Below are 24,934 nucleotides of genomic sequence, written 5' to 3' on the forward strand. Positions count from 1 at the left end.
GGTGATTTATTTCACATTATTTGTTTTCGCCTCACTCAATATCTTTCGGTCATCACCGTGTCATATTCAACAGCATGCCCTCGATTTTCGCCTGAATTAACGCAACATAACTAAAAAATATCGACCATAAGTCATTCGCGCTCAGCCCTTATATCACGGGGGATGCACCGGAATTCTCCCTTGCGCATTTCCCTGGCAACGCCACATAAAGGGTTGTCACAGATTCTCAGTATGTTAGGGTGTAAAAAAGCAATTATCATCACCGGGTACCGTATCGATATTAATAAATAACAGGAAACACTCTATTGCATGGCAATTAAATTAGAAATCAAGAATCTCTATAAGATATTTGGCGAGCACCCGCAGCGGGCTTTCAAATATATCGATAAAGGACTATCGAAAGAACAAATACTGGAAAAGACGGGGTTATCGCTTGGCGTAAAGAACGCCAGTCTGACCATTGAAGAAGGCGAGATATTCGTCATCATGGGGCTCTCCGGATCGGGGAAATCTACCATGGTTCGCCTTCTCAATCGCCTGATTGAACCCACCCGTGGCCAGGTCCTGATCGACGGCGTCGATATCGCTAAAATCTCTGACGCCGAGCTCCGCGAGGTGCGCAGAAAAAAAATTGCGATGGTTTTTCAATCCTTTGCGCTTATGCCGCATATGACCGTGCTCGACAACGCCGCTTTCGGCATGGAGCTGGCCGGCGTGCCGACTCAGGAACGCCAGGAGAAAGCGCTGGAGGCGCTGCGCCAGGTCGGCCTGGAAAACTATGCTCATGCCTACCCGGACGAACTCTCCGGCGGCATGCGCCAGCGCGTTGGTCTCGCCCGCGCGCTGGCGATTAATCCCGATATTCTGTTAATGGATGAAGCCTTCTCCGCGCTCGACCCGTTAATTCGTACCGAGATGCAGGATGAGCTCACTAAATTACAGGCCAGACATCAGCGTACCGTGGTCTTTATTTCCCACGATCTTGATGAAGCCATGCGTATTGGCGATCGGATTGCCATTATGCAAAATGGTGAAGTGGTTCAGGTCGGCACGCCGGATGAAATACTCAATAATCCGGCCAATGATTATGTCCGAACCTTCTTCCGCGGCGTCGATATTAGCCAGGTGTTCAGCGCCAAAGATATTGCCCGCCGTAGCCCGGTGGGGCTGATTCGCAAAACGCCCGGCTTTGGCCCGCGTTCCGCGCTGAAATTGCTGCAGGATGAAGACCGCGAATATGGCTACGTCATTGAACGCGGGAATAAGTTTGTTGGCATTGTCTCCATTGATTCCCTGAAAGCCGCGCTAAGCGAAGGTCAGGGAATTGATGCGGCGTTAATCGACTCACCGCAGGCGGTGGATGCGCAAACGCCGCTCAGCGAGCTGCTCTCTCACGTCGGCCATGCACCGTGCGCGGTGCCGGTTGTCGACGAGGGGCACCAGTACATCGGCATCATTTCCAAACGGATGCTGCTGCAGGCTTTAGATCGCGAGGGGGCAAACAATGGCTGATCAATCTAACCCGTGGGACACCGCACCGGCGGCGGATAGCGCAGCGCAATCCGCCGATGCCTGGGGCACCTCTACGCCGGCGCCGACCGATGGCGGAGGTGCCGACTGGCTGAGCAGCGCGCCCGCGCCGCAGCCGGAACACTTCAATATTATGGACCCGTTCCATAAAACGCTGATCCCACTCGACAGCTGGGTCACGCACGGTATCGACTGGGTCGTGATGCATTTTCGTCCGGTATTCCAGGGAATACGCGTACCGGTGGATTACATCCTGAGCGCCTTCCAGCAGCTGCTGCTGGGTATGCCGGCGCCGGTGGCGATTATTATTTTCTCGCTGATTGCCTGGCAGATTTCCAGCGTCGGCATGGGCGCGGCGACGCTGATTTCGCTGATCGCTATCGGCGCTATCGGCGCCTGGTCGCAGGCGATGGTGACCCTGGCGCTGGTGCTGACCGCGCTGCTGTTTTGTATGCTGATCGGCCTGCCGCTTGGGATATGGCTGGCGCGGAGCCCGCGGGCGGCGAAAATTATCCGTCCGCTGCTCGACGCGATGCAGACCACGCCGGCGTTTGTCTATCTGGTGCCCATTGTGATGCTGTTCGGTATCGGCAACGTTCCGGGCGTGGTGGTCACCATTATCTTCGCCCTGCCGCCGATTGTTCGTCTGACCATTCTGGGGATTAACCAGGTGCCGGCGGATCTGATTGAAGCGTCGCGCTCCTTCGGCGCCAGCCCGCGTCAGCTGTTGTTTAAGGTTCAGCTACCGCTGGCCATGCCGACGATTATGGCCGGGGTCAACCAGACGCTGATGCTGGCCCTGTCGATGGTGGTCATCGCCTCAATGATTGCCGTTGGCGGTCTCGGCCAGATGGTACTGCGCGGCATCGGTCGCCTTGATATGGGCCTGGCCACCGTTGGCGGCGTCGGGATTGTTATCCTCGCCATTATTCTTGACCGTCTGACTCAGGCCGTAGGACGGGACTCACGCAGCCGCGGCAACCGCCGCTGGTATGCAACCGGCCCACTGGGGCTGATAACTCGCCCTTTCTGTAAATAAGAGCCCATCCCCCCGACAGCCGGGGGGATAGACTTCCCTTCTGATAAGTAAAAGGAACAACGATGCGACATACAGCGATCCTTGCCACAGCGTTAACCGCCCTCATTTCCACCACCGCCTTCGCGGCGGATCTGCCTGGCAAAGGCATTACCGTTAAGCCGATTCAGAGCACCATTTCGGAAGAGACCTTCCAGACCCTGCTGGTCAGCCGCGCGCTGGAGAAACTCGGTTATACCGTCGATAAGCCGAGCGAAGTGGATTACAACGTTGGCTATACTTCGCTCGCCTCCGGCGACGCCACTTTTACCGCCGTCAACTGGCAGCCCCTGCACGACGATATGTACGCTGCCGCCGGCGGGGATAAAAAGTTCTACCGCGAAGGCGTGTTTGTGAACGGTGCGGCGCAGGGCTATCTGATTGATAAGAAAACGGCCGAGCAGTACCACATTAAATCTATCGATCAGTTAAAAGACCCGAAAATCGCCAAACTGTTTGACACCAACGGCGACGGTAAAGCCGACCTGACCGGCTGCACCCCGGGCTGGGGCTGTGAAGCGGTGATCAACCATCAGCTTGATGCCTATGGCCTGAATAATACCGTCACCCACAATCAGGGTAACTATGCCGCCATGATGGCCGACACCATTGCCCGTTATAAAGAGGGCAAGCCGGTCATCTACTACACCTGGACACCTTACTGGGTCAGCGATGTGCTGAAGCCGGGTAAAGACGTCGTCTGGCTGCAGGTGCCATTCTCCTCCCTGCCGGGTGTGCAAAAAAACATCGACACGAAGCTCTCTAATGGCGCCAACTACGGCTTCCCGGTCAGCACCATGCATATCGTCGCCAATAAGGCCTGGGCCGAGAAAAACCCGGCGGCGGCGAAGCTGTTTAGCATCATGAAGCTGCCGATTGCCGACATCAACGCCGAGAATGCCATGATGCACGAGGGACATGGTTCAGAAGCAGATATCCAAGGCCACGTCGACGGCTGGATCAAAGCCCACCAGCAGCAGTTTGACGGCTGGGTGAACGAAGCGCTGGCCGCGCAGAAATAGTCTCCCACTTTATAGCCAATTCCCGGAGGCGATGCTACGCATCTGCCCGGGCTACAAAAGCCGTAGCCCGGGCAAGGCGCTTTGCGCCGCCCCCGGGGAAGACCGCATCCTGCACAACACGACATCTCCTGTTCTAAATGATGGATTGATATGCAAATAAACTGCATAACTTTAGCCATCAACGTTTTCGTTACTGTTAAGCCGCACCGCTCTCTGCTAAGGTAAATCCACCTGTTTATTCATGTGATTTTCACGTGAGTTATCAATAAGCAATTCCTATGGAAAATCCTGACGCATTGACGCACTCTCCTCCCGCTGACGCGGCCACGCTGGCTGAAGGCCTGAAAGACAGCCTGCCGATCGTCATCAGCTATATCCCCGTGGCCTTCGCCTTCGGCCTCAACGCCACTAAGCTCGGCTTCACTCCGCTGGAAAGTCTGTTCTTCTCCTGCATTATTTACGCGGGCGCCAGCCAGTTCGTGATCACCGCGATGCTGGCGGCGGGAAGCTCGCTGTGGGTCGCCGCGCTCACCGTCATGGCGATGGACGTTCGCCACGTTCTCTACGGCCCTTCCCTGCGCAGCCGCATCCAGCGCGCGCTGAGCAAGAAAAAAACCGCGGTATGGGCATTCGGCCTGACCGATGAGGTCTTTGCCGCCGCCACTGCTAAACTGGTACGCGACAATCGACGCTGGAGCGAAAACTGGATGATCGGTATCGCTTTGATGTCCTGGGCGTCATGGGTCTTCGGTACGCTGATCGGCGCTTATTCGGGCAGCGGCCTGCTGACCGACTTTCCGGCGGTGGAAGCGGCGCTGGGCTTTATGCTTCCCGCGCTGTTTATGAGCTTTTTGCTGGCTTCTTTCCAGCGCAAGCAGTCGCTTAGCGTAACCGCCGCGCTGGCAGGGGCGCTGGGGGGGATCATCCTGTTTTCCATTCCCGCCGCCATCCTTGCCGGGATCGTCTGCGGCTGTCTGACCGCGCTGGTGCAGGCCAGCATTGAGGGGATGCCCGATGAACAGTGATGTTTTAATTATCGGCGTCGTGGTCGGCTGCGTAAATTATCTGTTCCGCTATCTGCCGCTGCGCCTGCGCGCCGGGAACGCGCGTCCGACGCGTCGCGGGCCGGTCAGCGTGCTGCTGGACACCATCGGCATCGCCTCTATTTGCGCGCTGCTGGTGGTCTCCAGCGTACCGGAAATTCTCCACGATGCCCGCCGCCTGCTGCCCACGCTGGCTGGCTTCGCCGTGCTGGGCCTGGCTTTCTGGAAAACGCGCAGCATTATTTTGCCTACACTATTAAGCGCCCTAACCTACGGTGTTGTCTGGAAAATCGGCACATGGCTATAAGCTTAAAGTATCAATTTCTGTCAATAATTCATTTGATTTATTTGTCACAATAGTTATTATATCGACTGTAATTAATGAGGTCATAACCAAAATGGATAGTTCGTTTACTCCCATTGAGCAAATGCTCAAGTTCCGCGCCAGCCGTCACGAAGACTTTCCTTTTCAGGAGATTCTGCTCACCCGTCTTTGCATGCATATGCAGGGAAAATTGCTGGAAAACCGCAACAAGATGCTGAAAGCGCAAGGGATTAACGAGACATTGTTTATGGCGCTGATCACGCTCGAGTCTCAGGAAAACCACAGCATTCAGCCTTCCGAGCTGAGCTGCGCGCTGGGCTCTTCGCGTACCAACGCCACGCGCATTGCCGACGAGCTGGAAAAACGCGGCTGGATTGAGCGCCGCGAAAGCGATAACGATCGTCGCTGCCTGCATTTACAGCTTACCGAAAAGGGGCATCAGTTCCTGCGCGAAGTGTTACCCCCGCAGCACAACTGCCTGCATCAACTCTGGTCTTCTTTAAGCACCAGCGAAAAAGATCAGCTCGAGCACATCACCCGTAAGCTGCTTGGTCGCCTTGACCAAATGGAAGAGGATGGCGTGCTTGCGGAGTCTCTGCGCTAAGCGCGGAACCAACCGCTCAACAATTTTTCTGGATTGACAAGGAAAACGGACAGGCCAGCAGATCTTCTGCTGGCCTTTCTGATAAACAGGTCGGCTCAGCCGATGTGAAATAATAAGATCGTGGAGAATAACATGAGCGCAAATGCGGAGAGCCAAACCCCGCAGCAACCGGGCAGCAAAAAAGGGAAACGTAAAGGCGCCCTCCTGCTGCTGACCTTGCTCTTTATTATTGTTGCCGTGGCATACGGGATTTATTGGTTTTTGGTACTGCGTCACTTCGAAGAGACCGACGACGCGTACGTGGCAGGGAATCAGGTACAAATTATGGCGCAGGTGTCCGGCAGCGTGACGAAAGTCTGGGCCGACAACACCGACTACGTGCAAAAAGGCGATCCGCTGGTCACCCTCGACCAGACCGATGCCCAGCAGGCGTTTGAAAAAGCGCAAACCCAGCTGGCCGCCAGCGTACGTCAAACGCGCCAGCAGATGATCAACAGCAAGCAGCTGCAGGCCAGCATCGACGTGAAAAAAACCGCGCTTTCCCAGGCGCAGACCGACCTTAACCGTCGTATTCCGCTGGGGGCCGCCAACCTGATTGGCCGCGAAGAGCTGCAGCACGCGCGCGACACGGTTGCCAGCGCGCAGGCCGAACTGGACGTGGCGATTCAGCAATATAACGCCAATCAGGCGATCGTTCTGGGCACGAAGCTGGAACAGCAGCCTGCGGTACTGCAAGCGGCCACCGAAGTGCGTAACGCCTGGCTGGCCCTGCAGCGGACGAAAATCGTCAGCCCGATTAGCGGCTACGTTTCTCGTCGCTCCGTACAGCCCGGCGCGCAAATCAGCAGCACCACCCCGCTGATGGCCGTCGTACCGGCGACCAACCTGTGGATTGACGCCAACTTTAAAGAAACCCAGCTGGCGCACATGCGTATCGGTCAACCGGCCACCGTGATCAGCGATATTTACGGTGACGATGTGAAATACACCGGTAAAGTGGTCGGCCTCGATATGGGCACCGGTAGCGCCTTCTCGCTGCTGCCCGCGCAGAACGCCACCGGCAACTGGATCAAAGTGGTTCAGCGCCTGCCGGTACGTATCGAGCTGGATGAAAAACAGCTGGCAGAGCACCCGCTGCGCATCGGCCTTTCGACCCTGGTTGAGGTGAACACCACCGACCGCGGCGGCGAGATGCTGGCAAGCCAGGTGCGCAGCTCTCCGGTTTACGAAAGTAATGCCCGCGAAATCGGCCTTGAGCCGGTCAATAAGCTGATAAACGACATCATCCAGGCCAACGCCGGATAATTCGGGGTGAGCGTAATGCAACAGCAAAAACCGCTGGAAGGCGCGCAGCTGGTCATTATGACCATTGCGCTGTCGCTCGCGACCTTTATGCAGGTGCTGGACTCCACCATCGCCAACGTGGCCATCCCCACCATCGCCGGTAACCTTGGCTCATCGTTGAGCCAGGGGACCTGGGTTATCACCTCGTTTGGGGTGGCGAACGCTATCTCCATTCCGATTACCGGCTGGCTGGCAAAACGCGTAGGTGAAGTGAAGCTGTTCCTCTGGTCGACGGTGGCGTTCGCCATCGCCTCCTGGGCCTGCGGCATGTCAAACAGCCTGACGATGCTGATTTTCTTCCGCGTGATTCAGGGGATCGTCGCCGGTCCGCTGATCCCGCTGTCGCAAAGTCTGCTGCTCAGCAACTATCCGCCCGCCAAGCGCTCTATCGCCCTGGCGCTGTGGTCAATGACGGTGATCGTCGCGCCGATTTGCGGCCCCATCCTCGGCGGCTATATCAGCGACAACTACCACTGGGGTTGGATCTTCTTTATCAACGTGCCGATTGGCATCGCCGTGGTGGTCATGACGCTACAGACCCTGCGCAACCGCGAAACCCGCACCGAGCAGCGGCGGATTGACGGCGTTGGCCTGGCGCTGCTGATTATTGGTATCGGTAGCCTGCAGGTGATGCTCGACCGAGGTAAAGAGCTGGACTGGTTCGCCTCAAACGAGATCATCATCCTGACCATTGTCGCAGTGGTGGCGATAAGCTTCCTGATCGTCTGGGAGCTAACCGACGACAACCCGATAGTCGACCTGTCGCTCTTTAAGTCGCGAAACTTCACCATCGGCTGCCTGTGTATCAGCCTCGCCTATATGCTCTACTTCGGCGCTATCGTGCTGTTGCCGCAGCTACTGCAGGAGGTATACGGCTATACCGCCACCTGGGCCGGTCTGGCCTCGGCCCCGGTCGGGGTGATCCCGGTTATCCTGTCGCCGATTATCGGCCGCTTCGCGCATAAGCTGGATATGCGTCGGCTGGTCACCTTCAGCTTTATTATGTACGCGGTCTGTTTCTACTGGCGCGCGTGGACCTTCGAACCGGGTATGGACTTCGGCGCCTCGGCGTGGCCGCAGTTTATCCAGGGCTTCGCGGTGGCCTGCTTCTTTATGCCGCTGACGACCATCACGCTGTCCGGCCTGCCGCCGGAACGGCTGGCGGCGGCATCGAGCCTGTCGAACTTCACGCGTACCCTGGCGGGCTCCATCGGCACCTCGATTACCACCACCATGTGGACGAACCGCGAGGCGCTGCACCATGCTCAGCTTACCGAATCGGTGACGCCGTATAATCCCAACGCCCAGCAGATGTACGATCAGCTGCAGGGATTAGGGATGACGCAACAGCAGGCGTCCGGCTGGATAGCGCAGCAGATAACCAACCAGGGGCTGATTATCTCCGCCAACGAAATTTTCTGGTTCTCGGCGGCGATATTTATCCTTCTGCTCGGGCTGGTGTGGTTTGCCAGGCCGCCGTTTAGCGCCGGGGGCGGCGGCGGCGGCGCGCACTAAGGTTTGACCTGAAGGGATCTGCGGATCCCTTTTTTATTGCCCAAAACGCAGGTTGTCCGGTTTACGCTAGTTGATGTCCAGTTCGCTGGAGATACCTTTTCGCCTTGTCATGCACGATGAAGATCCGCTAAGAAGGAGAAAATCATGCTGACTCAACCCGGTGAAAAATACCGTCCCTATCCGCCGATTGCCCTGCCCGACCGCCGCTGGCCGGAGCAAAAAATAGCCCGCGCCCCCCGCTGGCTCTCCACCGACCTGCGCGACGGCAACCAGGCGCTGGCCGAGCCGATGGACAGCGCGCGCAAGCTGCAGTTCTGGGACTTGCTGCTGGAGTGCGGATTTAAAGAGATCGAGGTGGCGTTTCCCTCGGCTTCGCAAACCGATTTCAACTTTGTGCGTCAACTGATTGAAGAACGGCGTATCCCGCAGGATGTGACGATTCAGGTGCTGACCCAGGCGCGGGAAGATTTAATCCTCAGAACCTTCGAATCGCTGCGCGATGCCCACCGCGCCACCGTTCACCTCTATAACGCCACCGCTCCGCTGTTCCGCGAGCTGGTTTTTGGAATGAACAAAGCGCAGGTGGTCGAGCTGGCGACCCGCGCCACCCGGCTTATCCGCCAGCAGTGCGAACAGCAGCCGCAAACCCGCTGGCAATACGAGTATTCCCCGGAAACCTTCTGCTTCACCGAGCCGGAATTCGCGCTGGAGATTTGCGAAGCGGTGGCGGAAATCTGGCAGCCCTGCGCCGAACGGCCGATGATTATCAATCTGCCCGCGACGGTAGAAGTGAGCACGCCTAACGTTTATGCCGATCAAATTGAGTATTTTTGTCGTCACTTCTCGCGCCGCGCCGATGTGTGCATCAGCGTCCATCCGCATAACGACCGGGGAACCGGCGTCGCCAGCGCGGAGCTGGCGGTGATGGCCGGCGCCGACCGCGTCGAAGGCTGCCTGTTCGGCAACGGCGAACGCACCGGTAACGTCTGTCTGGTGACGCTGGCGATGAATCTCTACAGCCAGGGCGTCGATCCCCGGCTCAGCTTCTCCGAAATGAACCGGGTGGTCGAAATTGTCGAAAGCTGCAACCAGATCCCGGTTCATCCGCGCCACCCTTGGGCGGGAAGCCTCGCCTATACCGCCTTTTCCGGCTCGCATCAGGATGCGATCAAAAAAGGGTTCGATGCCCGCCGGCCCGGCGATCGCTGGGAAATGCCCTATCTGCCCATCGACCCGCAGGATATCGGCTGTAGCTACGAAGCGGTGATCCGCGTCAACAGCCAGTCCGGCAAAAGCGGCAGCGCGTGGCTGATTGAGCAGAATCATGGCCTGAAGCTGCCGCGCGCGCTGCAGCAGGATTTTAGCCTGCACGTTCAGCACGAAACCGATACGCATGGTAAAGAGATGACCCAGAACGCGCTGTGGCAGCTGTTTCGCGCCCGCTACGGACTTCTGCCCCAGCCGCCGCTTGCGCTGCTGGATTACCAAAGCGATAGCCAGCAGGACGGCCAGCTTTCTCTGCAGGCGACCCTGCGCATCGCCGGTGAAACGCGACGACTGCAGAGCCGCGGCAACGGCCTGCTGTCCGCCGCCGCCAGCGGGCTGAGCGGCCTGTTAAACCAACACATCGTGATTAAAGATTATCATGAACACACCCTCGGCGAACGTAGCGACAGCCGTTCAGTGGCCTATATTCGCTGCGTCTTCCCGAATGGCGACAGCCGCTGGGGGGTAGGAATTGATAGCGACGTGGCGCGCGCCTCGCTGCAGGCGTTGTGCAATGCGATGAGCGCAGGCCATTACGCCGGCGAGCGGAAGTAGTCGCTGGGGGCAACGCCTATCACCCGGCGAAACATGGCGCTAAAAGCGCTATGGCTGCCGTAGCCGAGATCCAGCGCCACCCGCAGTACCGAATGCCCCTGTGCCAGGCGAACCAGCGCTTCCATCAGCTTCGCCCGGCGCACCCACTCGCTCCAGGTGAGCGAGGTCTGCTGCTGAAAATGACGATTCAGCGTGCGCTCGCTCATGCTGCTCTCCTTCGCCGCCTCGGCGCTGCTCCAGGGTTCGCCGGGCGCTTCTCTTACCTTCTGGCATAAACGGCGCAGCGCTTCGCTTTGCGGCTCCGGCAGGCCAAACGGCAGCACTGCCATGCCGCGAATTTCATCGAGGATCAGTTCGTAAATGCGTTCATCGCGGCTGCCCGGCGCGTAGGATTCCGCCAGCGTCAGCGACGCGACGATCAGTTCACGCAGCAGCGGAGTCACCTGGACTATCTGGCAGGATGAGGGGAGATCGGCCCGGGCAAGGGGATCGATAAACAGGGTTCGCGCGGCCGCGACGCCGGTCACCCGTAGGGTATGCGGCGTACCGGCGGGCAGCCAGACGCCACGCCCCGGCGGCACAACCCAATAACCCTGTGCGGTTTCCACCCGCACCACGCCGCTGAGGATATGCAGCAGCTGGGCGCAATCGTGCTGATGCCAGGGTTCGCTATCGCCATGGGCGTAATCATGGGCAAAAGGCACCAGCGAACGGTGTTGAAAATTGAAGGTTAAAGTCGTCGACATCGCGGCGTCAGGGAGTAGCGGCCCGACGCGGTTCGCCGGGCCGTGGCAGAAGCACTAGATGTGCAGTTCTTGCAGTTTTTCTTTCGGCAGCGCCAGCTCATCGTTGCTGTTGACGCGGACATCGCGCTCAATAATATGGCGAGCGATTTCCTGAGCTTCCTCCAGCGAGTGCATGGTGTAGGTTCCGCACTGATAAACGTTCAGCTCCGGGATCTGATTCTGATCTTTCACCTTCAGCACGTCGGCCATCGCCGCTTTCCAGGCATCCGCGACGCGCTGCTCGTCCGGCGTACCGATCAGGCTCATATAGAACCCGGTGCGGCAGCCCATCGGAGAGATGTCGATAATTTCCACACCATTGCCGTTCAGGTGATCGCGCATGAAGCCGGCAAACAGGTGCTCAAGGGTGTGAATGCCTCTTTCCGGCATCACTTCCTGGTTTGGCACGCAGAATCGCAGATCGAAAACGGTGATTTCATCGCCGTGAGGCGTGTTCATTTTCTTCGCGACACGCACCGCAGGCGCTTCCATTCGGGTATGGTCGACTGTGAAACTATCTAACAACGGCATTCTTCACCTCCGATAGTGATTTTTTTTAAAATAAAATGAACTCTTTTTGAGGCCGCGAGTCTGAGTATATGAAAGACGCGCATTTATTATCATCATCATCCCTGAATCAGAGATGAAAGTTTGGCCACAGTGATGTGGCCGTTTTCTTTTTTACGGCTCGTAAAACTACGCGTGCCTCGCCAGTAGCGCTTCAAACGGCTCGCTATCCGCCGCCTCCACCTTCTTCTGACGCTGTACCGATGCTTCACGCTCGGCGACAAAATCCGCTTCGCTTAAAATTTCCAGCGGCTCTTCGCGCAGCATCGTCCGATACCGATCGGCCAGCTCTCTGCCGGTACCGCCAATCCCCTCTTCAAGCATAGAACGCAGAATGCGCGCCGAGAAGGTTAATTCCGGGTTATCGAAGCAGGCGACCAGCTCATCGCAGACCTGCTGATAGGCCTGGCATCCGTGGATGCTATCCAGCGTTTGCGCCACGCGGCGTAAATCGCGGAACAGATCTTTGCCGACCTGAGCCAGCGGGAACTGAGCGGTTTCGCAGCCAATACCCAGCGTCAGGCCCGGCTTACGGCCTTCCAGAATCACCCGATTCCAGTTGGTGCGCGTGCACAGCAGCTCGTCGCTGCTCATCTCCGGCGCATCGGCCAGCACGCACCAGACCATAAACAGATCGAGGAAACGCACCTGCTGCTCATCAACGCCAATCGGTGAGAACGGATTGATATCCAGGGAGCGAACTTCAATGTACTCAATACCGCCGCGCAGCAGCGCGTCGGAAGGCGTTTCGCCGCTGCGGGTCACGCGTTTCGGGCGAATCGGCGCGTACAGCTCGTTTTCGATCTGCAGCACGTTGCTGTTGATTTGCAGACGCTTACCGTCTTTCTCCAGCCCGATATTTTCATACTCTTCGGAAGGCGTTTTAATCGCCCGCTTCAATCCTGCCACATACTCGTAGAGATCGTTAAACGTAATTCCGAGATTACTTTGCGATTTATTGGTATAGCCCAGATCGCTCAGACGCAACGAGGTCGCATACGGCAGGTAGTACATGCCGTTGCCGGCTTTCTCAAACGGCAGCGCCGTCGGTTTGCCCTGCAGGAACGATGAGCAGATCGCCGGAGAGGCGCCGAACAGGTATGGAATCACCCAACCAAAACGGTAATAGTTGCGAATGGAGCGGAAATAGCCCGCGGAAATCGCCTCTTTACCGCTTTCAGCATCCTCAACGCCGCACTTAGCCTGCCAGAAAGCCATCGGCAGCGAGAAGTTATAGTGCACGCCGGAGATGGTTTGCATCAGCGCGCCGTAGCGATTTTTCAGCCCTTCGCGATACAGCGTTTTCAGGCGGCCGATATTAGAGGTACCGTACTGCGCCAGTTCAATATCCTGGCCGGGCGCGATATAGCAAGGCATGCTCAGCGGCCACATCCGCTCGTCGCCAATATGGCGTGCGGTATAGCGATGAACATCGCGCATGAGGGTGAGCATATGCTGGATATCGCCATCAACCGGCGTAATAAATTCCAGCAAAGCTTCGGCAAAATCGGTGGTAATCCATTTATGAGTCAGCGCTGAACCCAGTGCCTGCGGATGACCGGTAGTGGCCAGCGTGCCGTCAGCGTTGACGCGCAGCGTTTCGCGTTCAAGACCACGTTGAATACCCTGCAGCGCCTGCGGATTTTTTTCCAGCCAGGCCAGCGCCTGTGATACGTCCGGGATCAATTTGACCTCCCGCCTGTCGAAATCGTTTGAATTAGCATAATTGTAATGGTTGAACCGTCAGTCCAATTAGTGCCACCACGTCATGCCCTGAAGCGTTATCGCCGCAATGACGATATAGCGTAATGCTTTGCCAAGGCATAAAAAAAAGAGCACTGGTCCCCAGGAAATGCGCATCCATCCCGCCAGTAAACACAGCAAATCGCCTATAACAGGCGCCCAGCTTAATAATAGCGTGACCGCGCCGTAACGCCTCAGCCAGCCGGTCGCCTTCTCCTGCCAGCGCGATGTCTTGCGCAGCGGAAACAGGCGCCCCAGAATAACGTTAGTTACCCCTCCAAGGCTATTACCGATTATTGCTATTAAAACCAGTAACCACGGCTGACTCACTCCCGCCAGAAGCATGGCGATCAACACCACTTCCGAGTTACCGGGAAGCAGCGTAGCGCTTAAAAAGCTGCTGGCAAACAGCGATATCAGCGACAGCGCGTCGCTCACAACAATCGCACGTCCACGGCATCCATTCCGGCGCGCTTCGCCGCCTGCAGACCGAAGTCCGCATCTTCAAAGACCACGCATTTTTCCGCCGCAACGCCCATGCGCTCAGCGCAGAGTAAGAAAGTATCAGGAGCGGGTTTATGGTTAGCGACATGATCGGCAGCAACCACCGCCGAGAAGTAGTGACGCAGGCCCAGATGAGCCAGCAGCGCTTCAGCAACGGCGCTCTCGCTGCCGGTACCGACTGACATCGGACGACGACCGTGCCACTCTTTAACCACTTCAATCAGCGGCAGAGGACGGACGCTATCAAGCAGCATCGCTTTCACCGCGTCCGTCTTTTCCCGCGCCAGAAGATGAGGATCTAAATCAGCCTGGTTTAATTCGATAATGGCCTGAGCAATCCGCCAGGTTGGAGAGCCGTTCAGCGCGACCATAGCCTGCATATCAAAACGCATACCGTAACGTCCGAGAACCTCGTTCCATGCCTTACGATGCGTCGGCTCGGTATCGAGGATCGTGCCATCCATATCAAAAATCAGTCCTGCATAACGTTCGTACATCGTCTTCTCACCAACCGGTTAAGGAGGTCTTACTGTAACGCAAAAGGTCAGGTTTGTCGCTGCCAGCGGCAGATGCGACAAGGGCGCTCGAAGGCGCCCTTGTCGATACAGATGCAATCTGATGCGTTTATTTGATTCTTAAATCGTTCTCCACCACGCGAACGCCCTGCACTTTTCGCGTCACTTCTACCGCACGTTTAGCGCTTTCGGCGGATGAGACAAAGCCGCTCAGCTGTACACGACCTTTAAAAGTCTGAACGCTAATTTCCGAAGACTTAATCTCTTTATCATTGAAGAGCGCGGTTTTGACTTTGGTGGTCACGACGGTATCGTCAATGTACCCACCAGTACTTTCCTTTGTGGACGAACCTGCGCAGCCCGCCAGCGATACGGCGACCAGAAGCGTCGCGCAAAACGCAGATATTGCTTTGAACCATTTCATGGATTTCTCTCCTTGCACTTATCTCACCCAAAATCAGATCGATATACAGGAATAAATTATAGTGGAAAGAGGGAGTTGCCAATGAAAAAAGTGCTGAAGAATAAGGTGAATGATTGCGCTTAAGGGGTTTTGAGGCAAGGAGAGTGGCTGGCCGTGAAACAACAGCGTGGCTGCTATCTCGGAGAAGATGGTGCATCCGGGAGGATGACTCACTGGGTTCGCCCTTCGGGCCGTTGCTGAAGCAACGTTATCCTCCCTGGCGCTGGCGATTATCTCGCAGACCATGGAACAACAGCGTAGCTGCTATCTCGGAGAAGATGGTGCATCCGGGAGGATTCGAACCTCCGACCGCTCGGTTCGTAGCCGAGTACTCTATCCAGCTGAGCTACGGATGCATCGGGAAACTTGCTTTACTGCCGATATTGATACCGCTGCTAAAGCCGTATCAAGTAAGAGATGATGCATCCGGGAGGATGACTCACTCGGTTCGCCCTTCGGGCCGTTGCTGAAGCAACGTTATCCTCCCCGGCGCTGGCGATTATTTCGCAGACCGTGAAACAACAGCGTCGCTGCTATCCTGGAGAAGATGGTGCATCCGGGAGGATTCGAACCTCCGACCGCTCGGTTCGTAGCCGAGTACTCTATCCAGCTGAGCTACGGATGCATCGGGAAACTTGCTTTACTGCCGATATTGATACCGCTGCTAAAGCCGTATCAAGTAAGAGATGGTGCATCCGGAAGGATGACTCACTCGGTTCGCCCTTCGGGCCGTTGCTGAAGCAACGTTATCCTCCCTGGTGCTGGCGATTATCTCGCAGACCGTGAAACAACAGCGTAGCTGCTATCTCGGAGAAGATGGTGCATCCGGGAGGATTCGAACCTCCGACCGCTCGGTTCGTAGCCGAGTACTCTATCCAGCTGAGCTACGGATGCATCGGGAAACTTACTTTACTGCAGATTTTGATACTGCTGCTAAAGCTGTATCAAGTAAGATGGTGCATCCGGGAGGATGACTCGCCTTGCGGCTCGCCCTTCGGGTCGTTGCTAAAGCAACGTTATCCTCCCTGGTGCTTGCGGCTAATACCGCCACCTCATTCACACCTTCGTTGCTGAAGATGTGGAGAATATGGTGCATCCGGGAGGATTCGAACCTCCGACCGCTCGGTTCGTAGCCGAGTACTCTATCCAGCTGAGCTACGGATGCAAAATGGCGGTGAGGCGGGGATTCGAACCCCGGATGCAGCTTTTGACCGCATACTCCCTTAGCAGGGGAGCGCCTTCAGCCTCTCGGCCACCTCACCACACGCCTCTTACGAGTGCTTCGAAGAACTTGTTTCTGCTCTTCGTCGCTGCGATGGCGCACATAATACTTTCTGGTACTTATAAGTCAAACCTTTTTTCGAGACCTTTTTTTCGTTTGCACACTTCCCGCGCAATTAGCCTGTGAAAACGGCAAAAAGAGTATTTTATCAACAAGAAATTGCTGATTACGCCGCGGCTAACGCAAAAGATAACTGTCGCGGATGCGGAGAAAGAGACAAAAATGAGAGGTTATCGGAGAGGAAAATTGGCAAAAACGGCGGGTGGAAGGAGGCGCCTCACAAAATAGCGAGGCGCGAAAACCTTAGTAACTGGACTGCTGGGATTTTTCAGCCTGGATACGCTGGTAGATCTCTTCACGATGCACGGAGACTTTTTTAGGGGCATTAACGCCAATACGTACCTGGTTACCCTTCACCCCTAAAACTGTCACAGTGACCTCATCTCCAATCATGAGGGTCTCACCAACTCGACGAGTCAGAATCAGCATTCTTTGCTCCTTGAAAGATTAAAAGAGTCGGGTCTCTCGTATCCCGGCATTATCCATCATATAACGCCAAAAAGTAAGCGATGACAAACACCCTACGGTGTAAGCAGTCACGGCATCACATTCTGTTAAACCTAAGTTTAGCCGATATACACAACTTCAACCCGACTTTATCGTTATCAGTGCTTCTCGCGCAAGATGCTGTAATCCGAGAATCACAGCATCTATGCAATTATAGTTATTACAGTTTTGCGCTTACCCAGCCTTTCACACTGGCTAACGCAGCAGGAAGAGCAGACGCATCGGTACCGCCGGCTTGCGCCATATCCGGACGACCGCCCCCTTTACCGCCCACCTGCTGGGCGACCATACCAATCAGTTCCCCGGCTTTCACGCGGTCTGTCACATCCTTAGACACACCTGCAATCAGAGAAACCTTACCTTCTGCGACCGTGGCCAACACGACAATCGTTGAACCCAGCTGATTTTTCAGATCGTCAACCATAGTACGCAGCATTTTCGGCTCAACGCCGGCCAGCTCGCTGACCAGCAGCTTAACGCCGTTAATCTCTTCCGCTTTGCTGGAGAGATTTGCGCTCTCCTGCACGGCAGCCTGCTCTTTCAGCTGCTGCAGCTCTTTTTCCAGCTGACGGCTGCGTTCTAACGCGGCGCGGACTTTGTCACCGAGGCTGTGGGTATCCCCTTTCAGCAGCTGTGCAATATCGCCCAGCAGATCGCTCTGCGCATGCAGCATCGCCATCGCGCCTTCGCCGGTCACCGCTTCGATACGGCGCACGCCAGCGGCGGTACCGGATTCAGAGGTAATGCGGAACAGGCCGATATCACCGGTGCGCGAGGCGTGCGTACCGCCGCACAGCTCGGTGGAAAAATCGCCCATGCTCAGCACGCGAACGCGATCGTCATACTTCTCGCCAAACAGCGCCATCGCGCCGGATTCACGCGCAGCGTCAATATCCATGATATTGGTTTCGATCGGCAGGTTGCGACGAATTTGCGCGTTCACCAGATCTTCTACCGCACGGATCTCCTCCGGCTTCATCGCTTCAAAATGCGAGAAGTCGAAGCGCAATGCTTTGTCGTTGACCAGAGAGCCTTTCTGCGCAACGTGCGTACCGAGAACCTGGCGCAGCGCCGCGTGCATCAGGTGCGTCGCGGAGTGGTTCAGGCGGATACGCTGGCGGCGAGCCTGATCGACATCGGCCTGCACGGCGTCGCCGACTTTAAGCGAACCGCTGGTCAGTTTACCAATATGGCCAATTGCCTGACCGTACTTCTGCGCGTCGCTGACCTGGAAGGAGAAACCGACGCCCTTCAGTTCGCCTTTGTCACCCACCTGGCCGCCGGATTCGGCGTAGAACGGCGTCTGGTCGAGGATAACAACCGCTTCCTGACCGGCGTTCACCGCGTCAACCGCTTTACCATCGATAAACAGCGCTGTGACTTTGCCATTCAGTTCCAGGCTGTCATAGCCTTTAAACTCAGAGGCGCCGTCGACGCGGATCATCGCATTGTAGTCCGCGCCAAAGCCGCTGGATTCGCGCGCGCGACGGCGCTGCTCTTCCATCGCGGCTTCAAAGCCGGCTTCGTCAACCTTGATGTTGCGTTCGCGGCAAACGTCCGCGGTCAGGTCAACCGGGAAGCCGTAGGTGTCGTACAGGCGGAAAGCGGTTTCGCCGTCCAGCGTGTCGCCCTGCAGTTTAGCCAGTTCTTCATCCAGCAGCGCCAGTCCGCGCTCCAGCGTACGGGCAAACTGCTCTTCTTCGGTCTTCAGCACCTGCTCAACCTGAGCCTGCTGCTGTTTCAGCTCTTCGCCGGCGGAACCCATCACGTCAATCAGCGGGGCAACCAGTTTCCAGAAGAAGGTCTCCTTCGCGCCCAGCATGTTGCCATGGCGAATTGCGCGACGAATGATGCGGCGCAGCACGTAGCCGCGGTTTTCATTCGACGGGATAACGCCATCGGCAATCAGGAACGCGCAGGAACGAATGTGGTCAGCGATAACGCGCAGCGACTTGTTCGAGAGATCGGTCGCGCCGGTAACCTTCGCCACGCTCTTAATCAGATCGCGGAACAGGTCGATATCGTAGTTGGAGTTGACGTGCTGCAGCACGGCGGCAATACGCTCGAGGCCCATACCGGTATCTACGGACGGCTTCGGCAGCGGCTCCATGGTTCCGTCAGCCTGACGGTTGAACTGCATGAAGACGATATTCCAGATCTCAATATAGCGATCGCCGTCTTCTTCCGGCGTTCCCGGAGGGCCGCCCCAGATATGGTCGCCATGGTCGAAGAAGATTTCGGTGCATGGACCGCACGGCCCGGTGTCACCCATCTGCCAGAAGTTATCGGAAGCAAACGGCGCGCCTTTGTTGTCGCCGATGCGGATAATACGCTCGCGCGGTACGCCAACTTCATTTGCCCAGATATCGAACGCTTCATCGTCGGTTTCGTAGACGGTCACCCACAGTTTTTCTTTCGGCAGGGCGAACCAGTTTTCACCGGTCAGCAGTTCCCATGCGTATTTGATGGCATCTTGCTTGAAGTAATCGCCGAAGCTGAAGTTACCCAGCATTTCAAAGAAGGTGTGGTGACGCGCGGTGTAGCCGACGTTTTCCAGATCGTTGTGCTTACCACCCGCACGAACGCAACGCTGCGCGGTGGTCGCGCGCGAATAATTACGTTTGTCGAGACCAAGGAAAACATCCTTGAACTGGTTCATCCCGGCGTTGGTAAACAGCAGGGTCGGGTCGTTATGCGGCACCAGGGAGCTGCTCGCAACTACCTGATGTCCTTTACTATGGAAAAAGTCGAGAAACGCCTGACGGATCTCAGCGGTGCTCTTGCTCATAATTATCCTGAAATCAAGCTAACGAAATGTCGCTGGCAGCCACTACCCAGTATCGACCGGCAGGCTACTCACGAAAATAAAGTGGGAATAAGATAAGTTTTCTTCACGGGGAAGTAAAATCCCGGATGGGTCAATCTGCAAAATTTCGCCAGATTTCCTGAATATCCTCCATCAGATAGCCGCGGTAGAGCAAAAAGCGCTGAATTTTGACTTTTTCTGCAAATACGCTGGGCAGGGGTTCGCCATATTTTCGCTGCGCCTGCTCTTTGGCAAGCCTCGCCCAGTCGATTTCGCACTCGCGCATGGCTGCCTCTGTCGTCTCGCGGGAGATCCCCTTCTGCTTTAGCTCCTGGCGGACGCGCGCCGGGCCGTACCCCTTGCGGCTGCGGCTGGCAATGAACTGACGGACAAAGCGTTCGTCGTCCAGATAGCGGTTCTCAATGCACCATTCAACGACTTTATCGACCTCTTCCGGCGTCACATCTAACGCTTCAGGGCCGTTTTTGCTCATGACCGGTGCAGCCAGCTTTCGCCTTAGCTCCTGTTCGCTGTGGTCGCGCATTGCCAGAATGCGAATCGCGCGATCCAGCAGCCTGGCGTAGTCAGAGCGGCGGGATGAAGTTTCAGTCACGGTCAGCCTCGCTAATCAAAAAAAGCAAAAGGGCCGCATAAGCGGCCCCTTGTTAGTCTGTTCAGACGATATCAGAAATCTTGCTCGGTTTCCGCTTCGCTGTTGCCATCAACCGCGAAGTCCGGCGTGGAGTCCTGATTGCTCAGCAGCAGTTCACGAACTTTCTTCTCGATCTCTTTTGCCGCAGCCGGGTTCTCTTTCAGCCAGGAGATGGCGTTCGCTTTACCCTGACCGATTTTATCACCGTTATAGCTGTACCATGCGCCGGCTTTCTCAATCAGCTTCTCTTTCACGCCGAGATCGACCAGCTCACCGAAGAAGTTAATCCCTTCGCCGTAGAGGATCTGGAATTCAGCCTGTTTAAACGGCGCGGCGATTTTGTTTTTCACCACTTTAACGCGGGTTTCGCTGCCGACAACGTTGTCGCCCTCTTTCACCGCACCGATACGACGGATATCCAGACGCACGGAGGCGTAGAACTTCAGCGCGTTACCGCCGGTGGTGGTTTCCGGGTTACCGAACATCACGCCAATTTTCATACGAATCTGGTTGATGAAGATGAGCAGGGTGTTGGACTGCTTCAGGTTGCCCGCCAGTTTACGCATCGCCTGGCTCATCATACGCGCCGCGAGGCCCATGTGAGAGTCGCCGATTTCGCCTTCGATTTCCGCTTTCGGCGTCAGCGCCGCAACGGAGTCAACGACGATAACGTCTACCGCACCGGAACGCGCCAGCGCGTCACAGATTTCCAGAGCCTGTTCGCCGGTATCCGGCTGGGAGCACAGCAGGTTGTCGATATCGACGCCCAGCTTGCGTGCGTAAACCGGGTCCAGCGCGTGTTCCGCATCGATAAACGCACAGGTTTTGCCTTCGCGCTGCGCGGCGGCGATAACCTGCAGCGTCAGCGTGGTTTTACCGGAAGATTCAGGCCCGTAGATCTCGACGATACGGCCCATCGGCAGGCCGCCTGCGCCCAGGGCGATATCAAGGGAAAGCGAGCCGGTGGAGATAGTTTCCACATCCATGGAACGGTCTTCACCCAGGCGCATGATGGAGCCTTTACCGAATTGTTTTTCGATCTGGCCCAGTGCTGCCGCCAACGCTTTCTGTTTGTTTTCGTCGATAGCCATTATTACTCCTCTCATGCCGGGTGTAACCGGGTAGTGAATTCTGTTCTGTTGAAGCAATTATACTGTATAGTCATACAGTATCAAGTATTTTGTAGAAATTGTTGCCAGAGGAGATTTAGCGCGTAGGCCGTGGCCTGGCGGCGTACCGACTCGCGGTCTCCGGCAAAGCATTCGCGCCGGGTTACGCCCTGTCCGCTGGCGCTGGCCACGCCAAACCAGACGGTTCCCACCGGCTTTTCCGCGCTGCCGCCGTCCGGCCCGGCGATGCCGCTGACCGAAATGGCATAGTCCGCGCGAGCCGCACGCAGCGCGCCGATGGCCATCTCCACCACCACCGGTTCACTCACCGCTCCATGGCTAAGCAGCGTCGCTTCGCTGACGCCAATCATCTGCGATTTCGCTTCATTGCTGTAAGTGACGAAACCGCGCTCAAACCATGCCGAACTGCCGGCGATATCGGTAAGGGTTTTGGCGACCCAGCCGCCGGTGCAGGACTCCGCCGTGGTCACCGTCGCACCGCGCGCTTTCAGCGCCATCCCCACCTGCTCGCTCAGCTGCATTAATTCCGAATCTGTCATTCGTCGCCCCACGTAAGCTGTACAAAGAGGCCATCAAAGATAGCACTTTCAACGAAGATATGGGGACGAGGTAACGAATTTACGAGTCGGCTGGCGAAAAACATCGGCTATAGCCAACGCTGCATTTTCGGATAGCCGCCCGGGGGCGCCGGTGTCACAATTCACCGCACATATAAGGAAGAGTTAAATGAGAGGTTACCAGGAATGGCCAAAGCAACGCTTACCTCAGAGCAGAACGTGAAAAAAATTCGCCAGGTGCGCCTGTGCCTGTTTGTATGCGGCACAGTTTCGCTGCTAACCGCGCTACTGCATATTTTCACCCGCTCATTCAACCCGCTGTTCGAAGGCGTACAGATCCTGCTGGGCGTGGGCTGTATTGCCAGTGGATTCACATTGAACAAAAAAATCAAGCAGATACTCGCAGAACCATAGCGGCGGATAACCGGCCCATCGCGGGCCGGTTTTTATTTATTTCATACTCGCCGCGATCAGCTCCACGTTGTGACGCAGCATTTTCACGTAGCTGTCCGCCACGCCGCCCGGTTGAGAGAGGGCTTCAGGGTAGAGCTCTCCTCCCGGCTGCGCGCCCGTCGCGCTGGCAATCTGTTTAACCAGTCTTGGATCCAGCTGATTTTCCATAAACCAGGTATGCACCTCGTCGGCTTTAATTTGTCGAATTAATGCCGCCACCTGCGCCGCGCTGGCCTCACTTTCCGAAGATAGCCCCTGTGGCGCGAGGAAGGTCACGCCATAGGCGCGGCCAAAATAGCCGAAAGCATCATGGCTGGTCAGAACCTTACGCTTTGCCTGTGGAATGGCGGTGAACTGGCTTTTAGCCCAGCGATCGATCTCGTTAAGCTGGCTGATATAGCGTTTGCCGGAAGCCTCCAGCGCCAACTTATCTTCCGGGTCGGCTTTCACCAGGCCGTTGAGGATATTCTGCGCGTACAGCGCACCGTTCGCGGCGCTGTTCCACGCATGCGGATCGGTTACCGTTGCGCCATCTTCTTCAAGCGTGTGGGTTTTGACTCCGCGGGAAGCCACCACCAGCTCGCCTTTGAACCCGGATGCTTTAATCAGCCGGTCCAGCCAGCCCTCCAGCCCCAGGCCGTTGACCACCACCACATCGGCGTTGTTCAGCAGCGCGCTGTCTTTCGGCGAGGGCTCGAAGGTATGCGGATCGCCGTCCGGCCCCACTAGCGTATCCACATGCACATGTTCGCCGCCAATCTGCTGCACCATATCGCCCAACACGGAAAAACTGCTCACCACGTTTAGCGTTTTCGCCATCACCCCGTGCGATGCCAGACCCAGCGCCAGCGCCAGCCATATCCCGGTACGTTTCATCATTGTCCTTACCCCATTAATTTACGCCAGCCGACAACCAGCCGGCTGCGCGAGCCAAAAAACACCGATACAAAAAAGAGGCCGCTGGCGGTCAGCACAATGGCGGGTCCGGCAGGCAAATTCGCCGCCCACGACAGACTCAGCCCCATCCACGCGCAAAAACCGCCCATCAGAGCCGCCAGCAGCAGAATGCCCGGCAGCGTCCGCGCCCAGCAGCGCGCCGCGACCGCGGGCAGCATCATGACCCCCACCGCCATCAGCGTGCCGAGCACCTGAAACCCGGCCACCAGATTGAGCACCAGCAGGGCGAGGAACAGGCCGTGCAGCAGCGCAGGCACTCTTCGCGCGTTCACCTGAAGCCAGACGCTGTCGAAGGCTTCGCTGACCAGGCCGCGATAAAACAGGGCGATGCAAATCAGCGTCAGGCTGGCAACGCCGGTCACAAACAGCGCCGAATCGCGGTCTACCGCCAGAATCGAGCCGAACAGCAGATGCAGCAGGTCGACGTTAGAGCCGCGCAGCGAGACCAGCGTGACGCCCAGCGCCAGGGAGCCGAGATAAAATCCGGCAAAGCTGGCATCCTCTTTTAAAAGCGTGCGTCGGCTGACCCACCCCGCCACCAGCGCCACCGCAATGCCGGCAATAAAACCCCCGACGGTCATCGCCAGCAGCGACATCCCGTTAAGCAGGTAGCCCACCGCCACGCCGGGCAAAATCGCATGCGAGAGCGCATCGCCCATCAGGCTCATGCGGCGTAAAAGTAAGAAGACGCCGAGCATGGTCGTGCTCAGGGAGAGCGCCAGGCACACCACCAGCGCGCGGCGCATAAAGCCAAACTCGATAAAGGGCTGAATGAAGGTGTGCCAGATCATGCCAGCCTCGCGGAGTGAAAGGCGGGCAGCACATCAGGCGTACTGCCCCAGCGGGCGCGCTGCGGCGTCAGCAGCATCGTTTCCGGGAAATAGTCGGCGACCCGCTGGTTATCGTGCAGCACCGCCAGAATCGTCTGCCCCTGCTGATGCATTTCCAGGATCAGCGCCATCAGCTCACGGCAGGTGGCTTCGTCGATGCCGGTAAACGGTTCGTCGAGCATCACCAGCGGCGCGCGCTGCACCATCACCCTCGCGAAGAGCATGCGCTGAAACTGGCCGCCGGAGAGCGCCTCAATCGGCGTTTTCGCCATCGCTAGCAGCCCCACCCGCGCTATGGCCGCGACGATACGCTGGCGCACCTCCCCCCCGAGCCCGCGCAGCAACGATACCTGCGGCCAGGCCCCCTGGCTGACGACATCCTGCACCGTGAGCGGAAACTGCGACTCCAGCGCATGCCGCTGCGCCAGCCAGCCGATAACCGGCCGTCCGTCGCGCCAGTGCAGGCGGCCGCTGACCGGCGGGATAAATCCGGCCAGCGTCTTTAACAGCGTCGATTTCCCGCAGCCGTTCAGGCCGACGATAGCCGTCATACTCCCCGTTGCAATCGTGCCGCTAAGGGACGGCGCGATCGCCAGCCCTTCATAGCCAGCCACCAGATGATCGAGCTCTATCATGGCAGCGATACCGCCCACCAGGTTGCCAGCCACAGGGCGGCCAGCAGCACGCCGGCCATCGCCAGCCGGGCGATGCCTGAAGTCATCAATAAGGAAGTCAATGTTTACGCCTCAATAAAACGTTATAACATAACAATATTAAAAGAAGCGCGGAATGTAAATTGGCGTCAACAAAAGGAAATGCTGCAAAATGTTACAGACTCCTCTCC

At 57.0% G+C, this 24,934-nt stretch carries 24 protein-coding genes and 5 tRNA genes; 10 read left to right on the forward strand and 19 right to left on the reverse strand.

Annotation, left to right across the window (positions count from 1 at the left end; translation table 11 throughout):
• Nucleotides 1–309: 309 nt before the first annotated feature.
• From proV to leuA, 9 genes are all read left to right on the forward strand, one after another.
• Nucleotides 310–1,512: a glycine betaine/L-proline ABC transporter ATP-binding protein ProV gene (gene proV, locus MKleb_RS21090; protein WP_014226499.1), complete on the forward strand. Its 1,203-nt coding sequence runs from the start codon at nucleotides 310–312 to the stop codon at nucleotides 1,510–1,512.
• Nucleotides 1,505–2,569 (forward strand): glycine betaine/L-proline ABC transporter permease ProW, encoded by a 1,065-nt coding sequence (proW, locus tag MKleb_RS21095; protein WP_004853456.1) that lies wholly within the window; start codon nucleotides 1,505–1,507, stop codon nucleotides 2,567–2,569. The genes proV and proW overlap by 8 nt, the downstream gene beginning before the upstream one ends.
• A 62-nt stretch (nucleotides 2,570–2,631) precedes the next feature.
• Entirely contained in the window at nucleotides 2,632–3,627 is a 996-nt protein-coding gene (gene proX / locus MKleb_RS21100) for a glycine betaine/L-proline ABC transporter substrate-binding protein ProX (protein WP_014226500.1), read from the forward strand.
• 278 nt (nucleotides 3,628–3,905) lie between these two features.
• On the forward strand, nucleotides 3,906–4,652 hold the full coding sequence (locus tag MKleb_RS21105) for an AzlC family ABC transporter permease (protein ID WP_014226501.1): 747 nt from the start codon (nucleotides 3,906–3,908) through the stop codon (nucleotides 4,650–4,652).
• A complete protein-coding gene (gene ygaH / locus MKleb_RS21110; protein WP_009652550.1) occupies nucleotides 4,642–4,977 on the forward strand; it encodes an L-valine transporter subunit YgaH in 336 nt (111 codons plus the stop codon). Before MKleb_RS21105 ends, ygaH begins: the two co-directional genes overlap by 11 nt.
• A gap of 91 nt (nucleotides 4,978–5,068) precedes the next feature.
• Complete coding sequence (mprA, locus tag MKleb_RS21115) at nucleotides 5,069–5,599, forward strand: transcriptional repressor MprA (protein WP_004104785.1); 531 nt, start codon at nucleotides 5,069–5,071, stop codon at nucleotides 5,597–5,599.
• Between the two features lie 132 nt (nucleotides 5,600–5,731).
• Nucleotides 5,732–6,904 (forward strand): multidrug efflux MFS transporter periplasmic adaptor subunit EmrA, encoded by a 1,173-nt coding sequence (gene emrA / locus MKleb_RS21120; protein ID WP_004853464.1) that lies wholly within the window; start codon nucleotides 5,732–5,734, stop codon nucleotides 6,902–6,904.
• Nucleotides 6,905–6,919: 15 nt separating this feature from the next.
• Complete coding sequence (emrB, locus tag MKleb_RS21125; protein WP_004123984.1) at nucleotides 6,920–8,458, forward strand: multidrug efflux MFS transporter permease subunit EmrB; 1,539 nt, start codon at nucleotides 6,920–6,922, stop codon at nucleotides 8,456–8,458.
• Nucleotides 8,459–8,602: 144 nt separating this feature from the next.
• The gene (leuA, locus tag MKleb_RS21130) at nucleotides 8,603–10,279 is read left to right on the forward strand and encodes a 2-isopropylmalate synthase (protein WP_025107291.1); all 1,677 of its coding nucleotides are present in this window, start codon (nucleotides 8,603–8,605) and stop codon (nucleotides 10,277–10,279) included.
• Here the strand turns inward: leuA and MKleb_RS21135 are convergent.
• The 16 genes from MKleb_RS21135 to pncC all read right to left on the reverse strand — a co-directional run bounded on the left by MKleb_RS21135 (nucleotide 10,258) and on the right by pncC (nucleotide 21,832).
• Complete coding sequence (locus MKleb_RS21135; RefSeq protein WP_014839297.1) at nucleotides 10,258–11,025, reverse strand: AraC family transcriptional regulator; 768 nt, start codon at nucleotides 11,023–11,025, stop codon at nucleotides 10,258–10,260. The two genes, leuA and MKleb_RS21135, sit on opposite strands and share 22 nt — an antisense overlap.
• A 54-nt stretch (nucleotides 11,026–11,079) precedes the next feature.
• Complete coding sequence (gene luxS / locus MKleb_RS21140) at nucleotides 11,080–11,595, reverse strand: S-ribosylhomocysteine lyase (protein ID WP_004104795.1); 516 nt, start codon at nucleotides 11,593–11,595, stop codon at nucleotides 11,080–11,082.
• 165 nt (nucleotides 11,596–11,760) lie between these two features.
• Nucleotides 11,761–13,317, reverse strand: coding sequence for a glutamate--cysteine ligase (gene gshA, locus MKleb_RS21145; RefSeq protein WP_025107290.1), 1,557 nt, complete (start codon nucleotides 13,315–13,317; stop codon nucleotides 11,761–11,763).
• 66 nt (nucleotides 13,318–13,383) lie between these two features.
• Nucleotides 13,384–13,812: a YqaA family protein gene (locus MKleb_RS21150; RefSeq protein WP_025107289.1), complete on the reverse strand. Its 429-nt coding sequence runs from the start codon at nucleotides 13,810–13,812 to the stop codon at nucleotides 13,384–13,386.
• On the reverse strand, nucleotides 13,809–14,375 hold the full coding sequence (gene yqaB, locus MKleb_RS21155; protein WP_014226508.1) for a fructose-1-phosphate/6-phosphogluconate phosphatase: 567 nt from the start codon (nucleotides 14,373–14,375) through the stop codon (nucleotides 13,809–13,811). Before yqaB ends, MKleb_RS21150 begins: the two co-directional genes overlap by 4 nt.
• 127 nt (nucleotides 14,376–14,502) lie before the next feature.
• Nucleotides 14,503–14,817, reverse strand: coding sequence for a BON domain-containing protein (locus MKleb_RS21160; RefSeq protein WP_004853477.1), 315 nt, complete (start codon nucleotides 14,815–14,817; stop codon nucleotides 14,503–14,505).
• Nucleotides 14,818–15,135: 318 nt separating this feature from the next.
• Nucleotides 15,136–15,212: transfer RNA gene (locus MKleb_RS21165), tRNA-Arg, on the reverse strand.
• A gap of 192 nt (nucleotides 15,213–15,404) precedes the next feature.
• Nucleotides 15,405–15,481: transfer RNA gene (locus tag MKleb_RS21170), tRNA-Arg, on the reverse strand.
• Nucleotides 15,482–15,673: 192 nt separating this feature from the next.
• Nucleotides 15,674–15,750: transfer RNA gene (locus MKleb_RS21175), tRNA-Arg, on the reverse strand.
• Between the two features lie 194 nt (nucleotides 15,751–15,944).
• Nucleotides 15,945–16,021 (reverse strand) — tRNA-Arg (locus tag MKleb_RS21180).
• Between the two features lie 4 nt (nucleotides 16,022–16,025).
• A tRNA-Ser gene (locus tag MKleb_RS21185) sits at nucleotides 16,026–16,118 on the reverse strand.
• 323 nt (nucleotides 16,119–16,441) lie between these two features.
• Nucleotides 16,442–16,627, reverse strand: a complete 186-nt coding sequence (gene csrA / locus MKleb_RS21190) for a carbon storage regulator CsrA (protein ID WP_217076176.1) — start codon at nucleotides 16,625–16,627, stop codon at nucleotides 16,442–16,444.
• Nucleotides 16,628–16,865: 238 nt separating this feature from the next.
• On the reverse strand, nucleotides 16,866–19,493 hold the full coding sequence (gene alaS / locus MKleb_RS21195) for an alanine--tRNA ligase (protein WP_025107288.1): 2,628 nt from the start codon (nucleotides 19,491–19,493) through the stop codon (nucleotides 16,866–16,868).
• Between the two features lie 130 nt (nucleotides 19,494–19,623).
• Nucleotides 19,624–20,124, reverse strand: a complete 501-nt coding sequence (gene recX, locus MKleb_RS21200) for a recombination regulator RecX (RefSeq protein ID WP_009651620.1) — start codon at nucleotides 20,122–20,124, stop codon at nucleotides 19,624–19,626.
• 71 nt (nucleotides 20,125–20,195) lie between these two features.
• Complete coding sequence (gene recA, locus MKleb_RS21205) at nucleotides 20,196–21,254, reverse strand: recombinase RecA (RefSeq protein WP_004104808.1); 1,059 nt, start codon at nucleotides 21,252–21,254, stop codon at nucleotides 20,196–20,198.
• A gap of 80 nt (nucleotides 21,255–21,334) precedes the next feature.
• Nucleotides 21,335–21,832 (reverse strand): nicotinamide-nucleotide amidase, encoded by a 498-nt coding sequence (gene pncC, locus MKleb_RS21210; protein WP_014226512.1) that lies wholly within the window; start codon nucleotides 21,830–21,832, stop codon nucleotides 21,335–21,337.
• A 204-nt stretch (nucleotides 21,833–22,036) separates the two neighbouring features.
• Between pncC and MKleb_RS21215 the strand changes: the two genes are divergently transcribed.
• On the forward strand, nucleotides 22,037–22,264 hold the full coding sequence (locus tag MKleb_RS21215) for a hypothetical protein (protein ID WP_025107287.1): 228 nt from the start codon (nucleotides 22,037–22,039) through the stop codon (nucleotides 22,262–22,264).
• Between the two features lie 36 nt (nucleotides 22,265–22,300).
• On the opposite strand, the gene MKleb_RS21220 is transcribed toward MKleb_RS21215, so the two are convergent.
• Genes MKleb_RS21220 through MKleb_RS21230 form a run of 3 tightly spaced genes read right to left on the reverse strand, consistent with a single transcriptional unit; the run spans nucleotide 22,301 to nucleotide 24,758 of the window.
• Entirely contained in the window at nucleotides 22,301–23,179 is an 879-nt protein-coding gene (locus MKleb_RS21220; RefSeq protein ID WP_014226514.1) for a metal ABC transporter substrate-binding protein, read from the reverse strand.
• A gap of 8 nt (nucleotides 23,180–23,187) precedes the next feature.
• Nucleotides 23,188–24,051 (reverse strand): metal ABC transporter permease, encoded by an 864-nt coding sequence (locus MKleb_RS21225; RefSeq protein ID WP_014226515.1) that lies wholly within the window; start codon nucleotides 24,049–24,051, stop codon nucleotides 23,188–23,190.
• Complete coding sequence (locus MKleb_RS21230) at nucleotides 24,048–24,758, reverse strand: metal ABC transporter ATP-binding protein (protein WP_162557671.1); 711 nt, start codon at nucleotides 24,756–24,758, stop codon at nucleotides 24,048–24,050. Before MKleb_RS21230 ends, MKleb_RS21225 begins: the two co-directional genes overlap by 4 nt.
• Nucleotides 24,759–24,934 lie beyond the last annotated feature (176 nt).

The organism is Klebsiella sp. PL-2018 (assembly GCF_019048985.1).
Lineage (GTDB): Bacteria > Pseudomonadota > Gammaproteobacteria > Enterobacterales > Enterobacteriaceae > Klebsiella > Klebsiella michiganensis.

Excerpts from the sequence above, each read along its gene's own strand:
- proV (WP_014226499.1), top strand. The coding sequence starts at position 310 with ATGGCAATTAAATTAGAAATCAAGAATCTCTATAAGATATTTGGCGAG.
- proW (WP_004853456.1), top strand. The coding sequence starts at position 1,505 with ATGGCTGATCAATCTAACCCGTGGGACACCGCACCGGCGGCGGATAGC.
- proX (WP_014226500.1), top strand. The coding sequence starts at position 2,632 with ATGCGACATACAGCGATCCTTGCCACAGCGTTAACCGCCCTCATTTCC.
- MKleb_RS21105 (WP_014226501.1), top strand. The coding sequence starts at position 3,906 with ATGGAAAATCCTGACGCATTGACGCACTCTCCTCCCGCTGACGCGGCC.
- ygaH (WP_009652550.1), top strand. The coding sequence starts at position 4,642 with ATGAACAGTGATGTTTTAATTATCGGCGTCGTGGTCGGCTGCGTAAAT.
- mprA (WP_004104785.1), top strand. The coding sequence starts at position 5,069 with ATGGATAGTTCGTTTACTCCCATTGAGCAAATGCTCAAGTTCCGCGCC.
- emrA (WP_004853464.1), top strand. The coding sequence starts at position 5,732 with ATGAGCGCAAATGCGGAGAGCCAAACCCCGCAGCAACCGGGCAGCAAA.
- emrB (WP_004123984.1), top strand. The coding sequence starts at position 6,920 with ATGCAACAGCAAAAACCGCTGGAAGGCGCGCAGCTGGTCATTATGACC.
- leuA (WP_025107291.1), top strand. The coding sequence starts at position 8,603 with ATGCTGACTCAACCCGGTGAAAAATACCGTCCCTATCCGCCGATTGCC.
- MKleb_RS21135 (WP_014839297.1), bottom strand. The coding sequence starts at position 11,025 with ATGTCGACGACTTTAACCTTCAATTTTCAACACCGTTCGCTGGTGCCT.
- luxS (WP_004104795.1), bottom strand. The coding sequence starts at position 11,595 with ATGCCGTTGTTAGATAGTTTCACAGTCGACCATACCCGAATGGAAGCG.
- yqaB (WP_014226508.1), bottom strand. The coding sequence starts at position 14,375 with ATGTACGAACGTTATGCAGGACTGATTTTTGATATGGATGGCACGATC.
- MKleb_RS21160 (WP_004853477.1), bottom strand. The coding sequence starts at position 14,817 with ATGAAATGGTTCAAAGCAATATCTGCGTTTTGCGCGACGCTTCTGGTC.
- csrA (WP_217076176.1), bottom strand. The coding sequence starts at position 16,627 with ATGCTGATTCTGACTCGTCGAGTTGGTGAGACCCTCATGATTGGAGAT.
- alaS (WP_025107288.1), bottom strand. The coding sequence starts at position 19,493 with ATGAGCAAGAGCACCGCTGAGATCCGTCAGGCGTTTCTCGACTTTTTC.
- recA (WP_004104808.1), bottom strand. The coding sequence starts at position 21,254 with ATGGCTATCGACGAAAACAAACAGAAAGCGTTGGCGGCAGCACTGGGC.
- pncC (WP_014226512.1), bottom strand. The coding sequence starts at position 21,832 with ATGACAGATTCGGAATTAATGCAGCTGAGCGAGCAGGTGGGGATGGCG.
- MKleb_RS21215 (WP_025107287.1), top strand. The coding sequence starts at position 22,037 with ATGGCCAAAGCAACGCTTACCTCAGAGCAGAACGTGAAAAAAATTCGC.
- MKleb_RS21220 (WP_014226514.1), bottom strand. The coding sequence starts at position 23,179 with ATGAAACGTACCGGGATATGGCTGGCGCTGGCGCTGGGTCTGGCATCG.
- MKleb_RS21225 (WP_014226515.1), bottom strand. The coding sequence starts at position 24,051 with ATGATCTGGCACACCTTCATTCAGCCCTTTATCGAGTTTGGCTTTATG.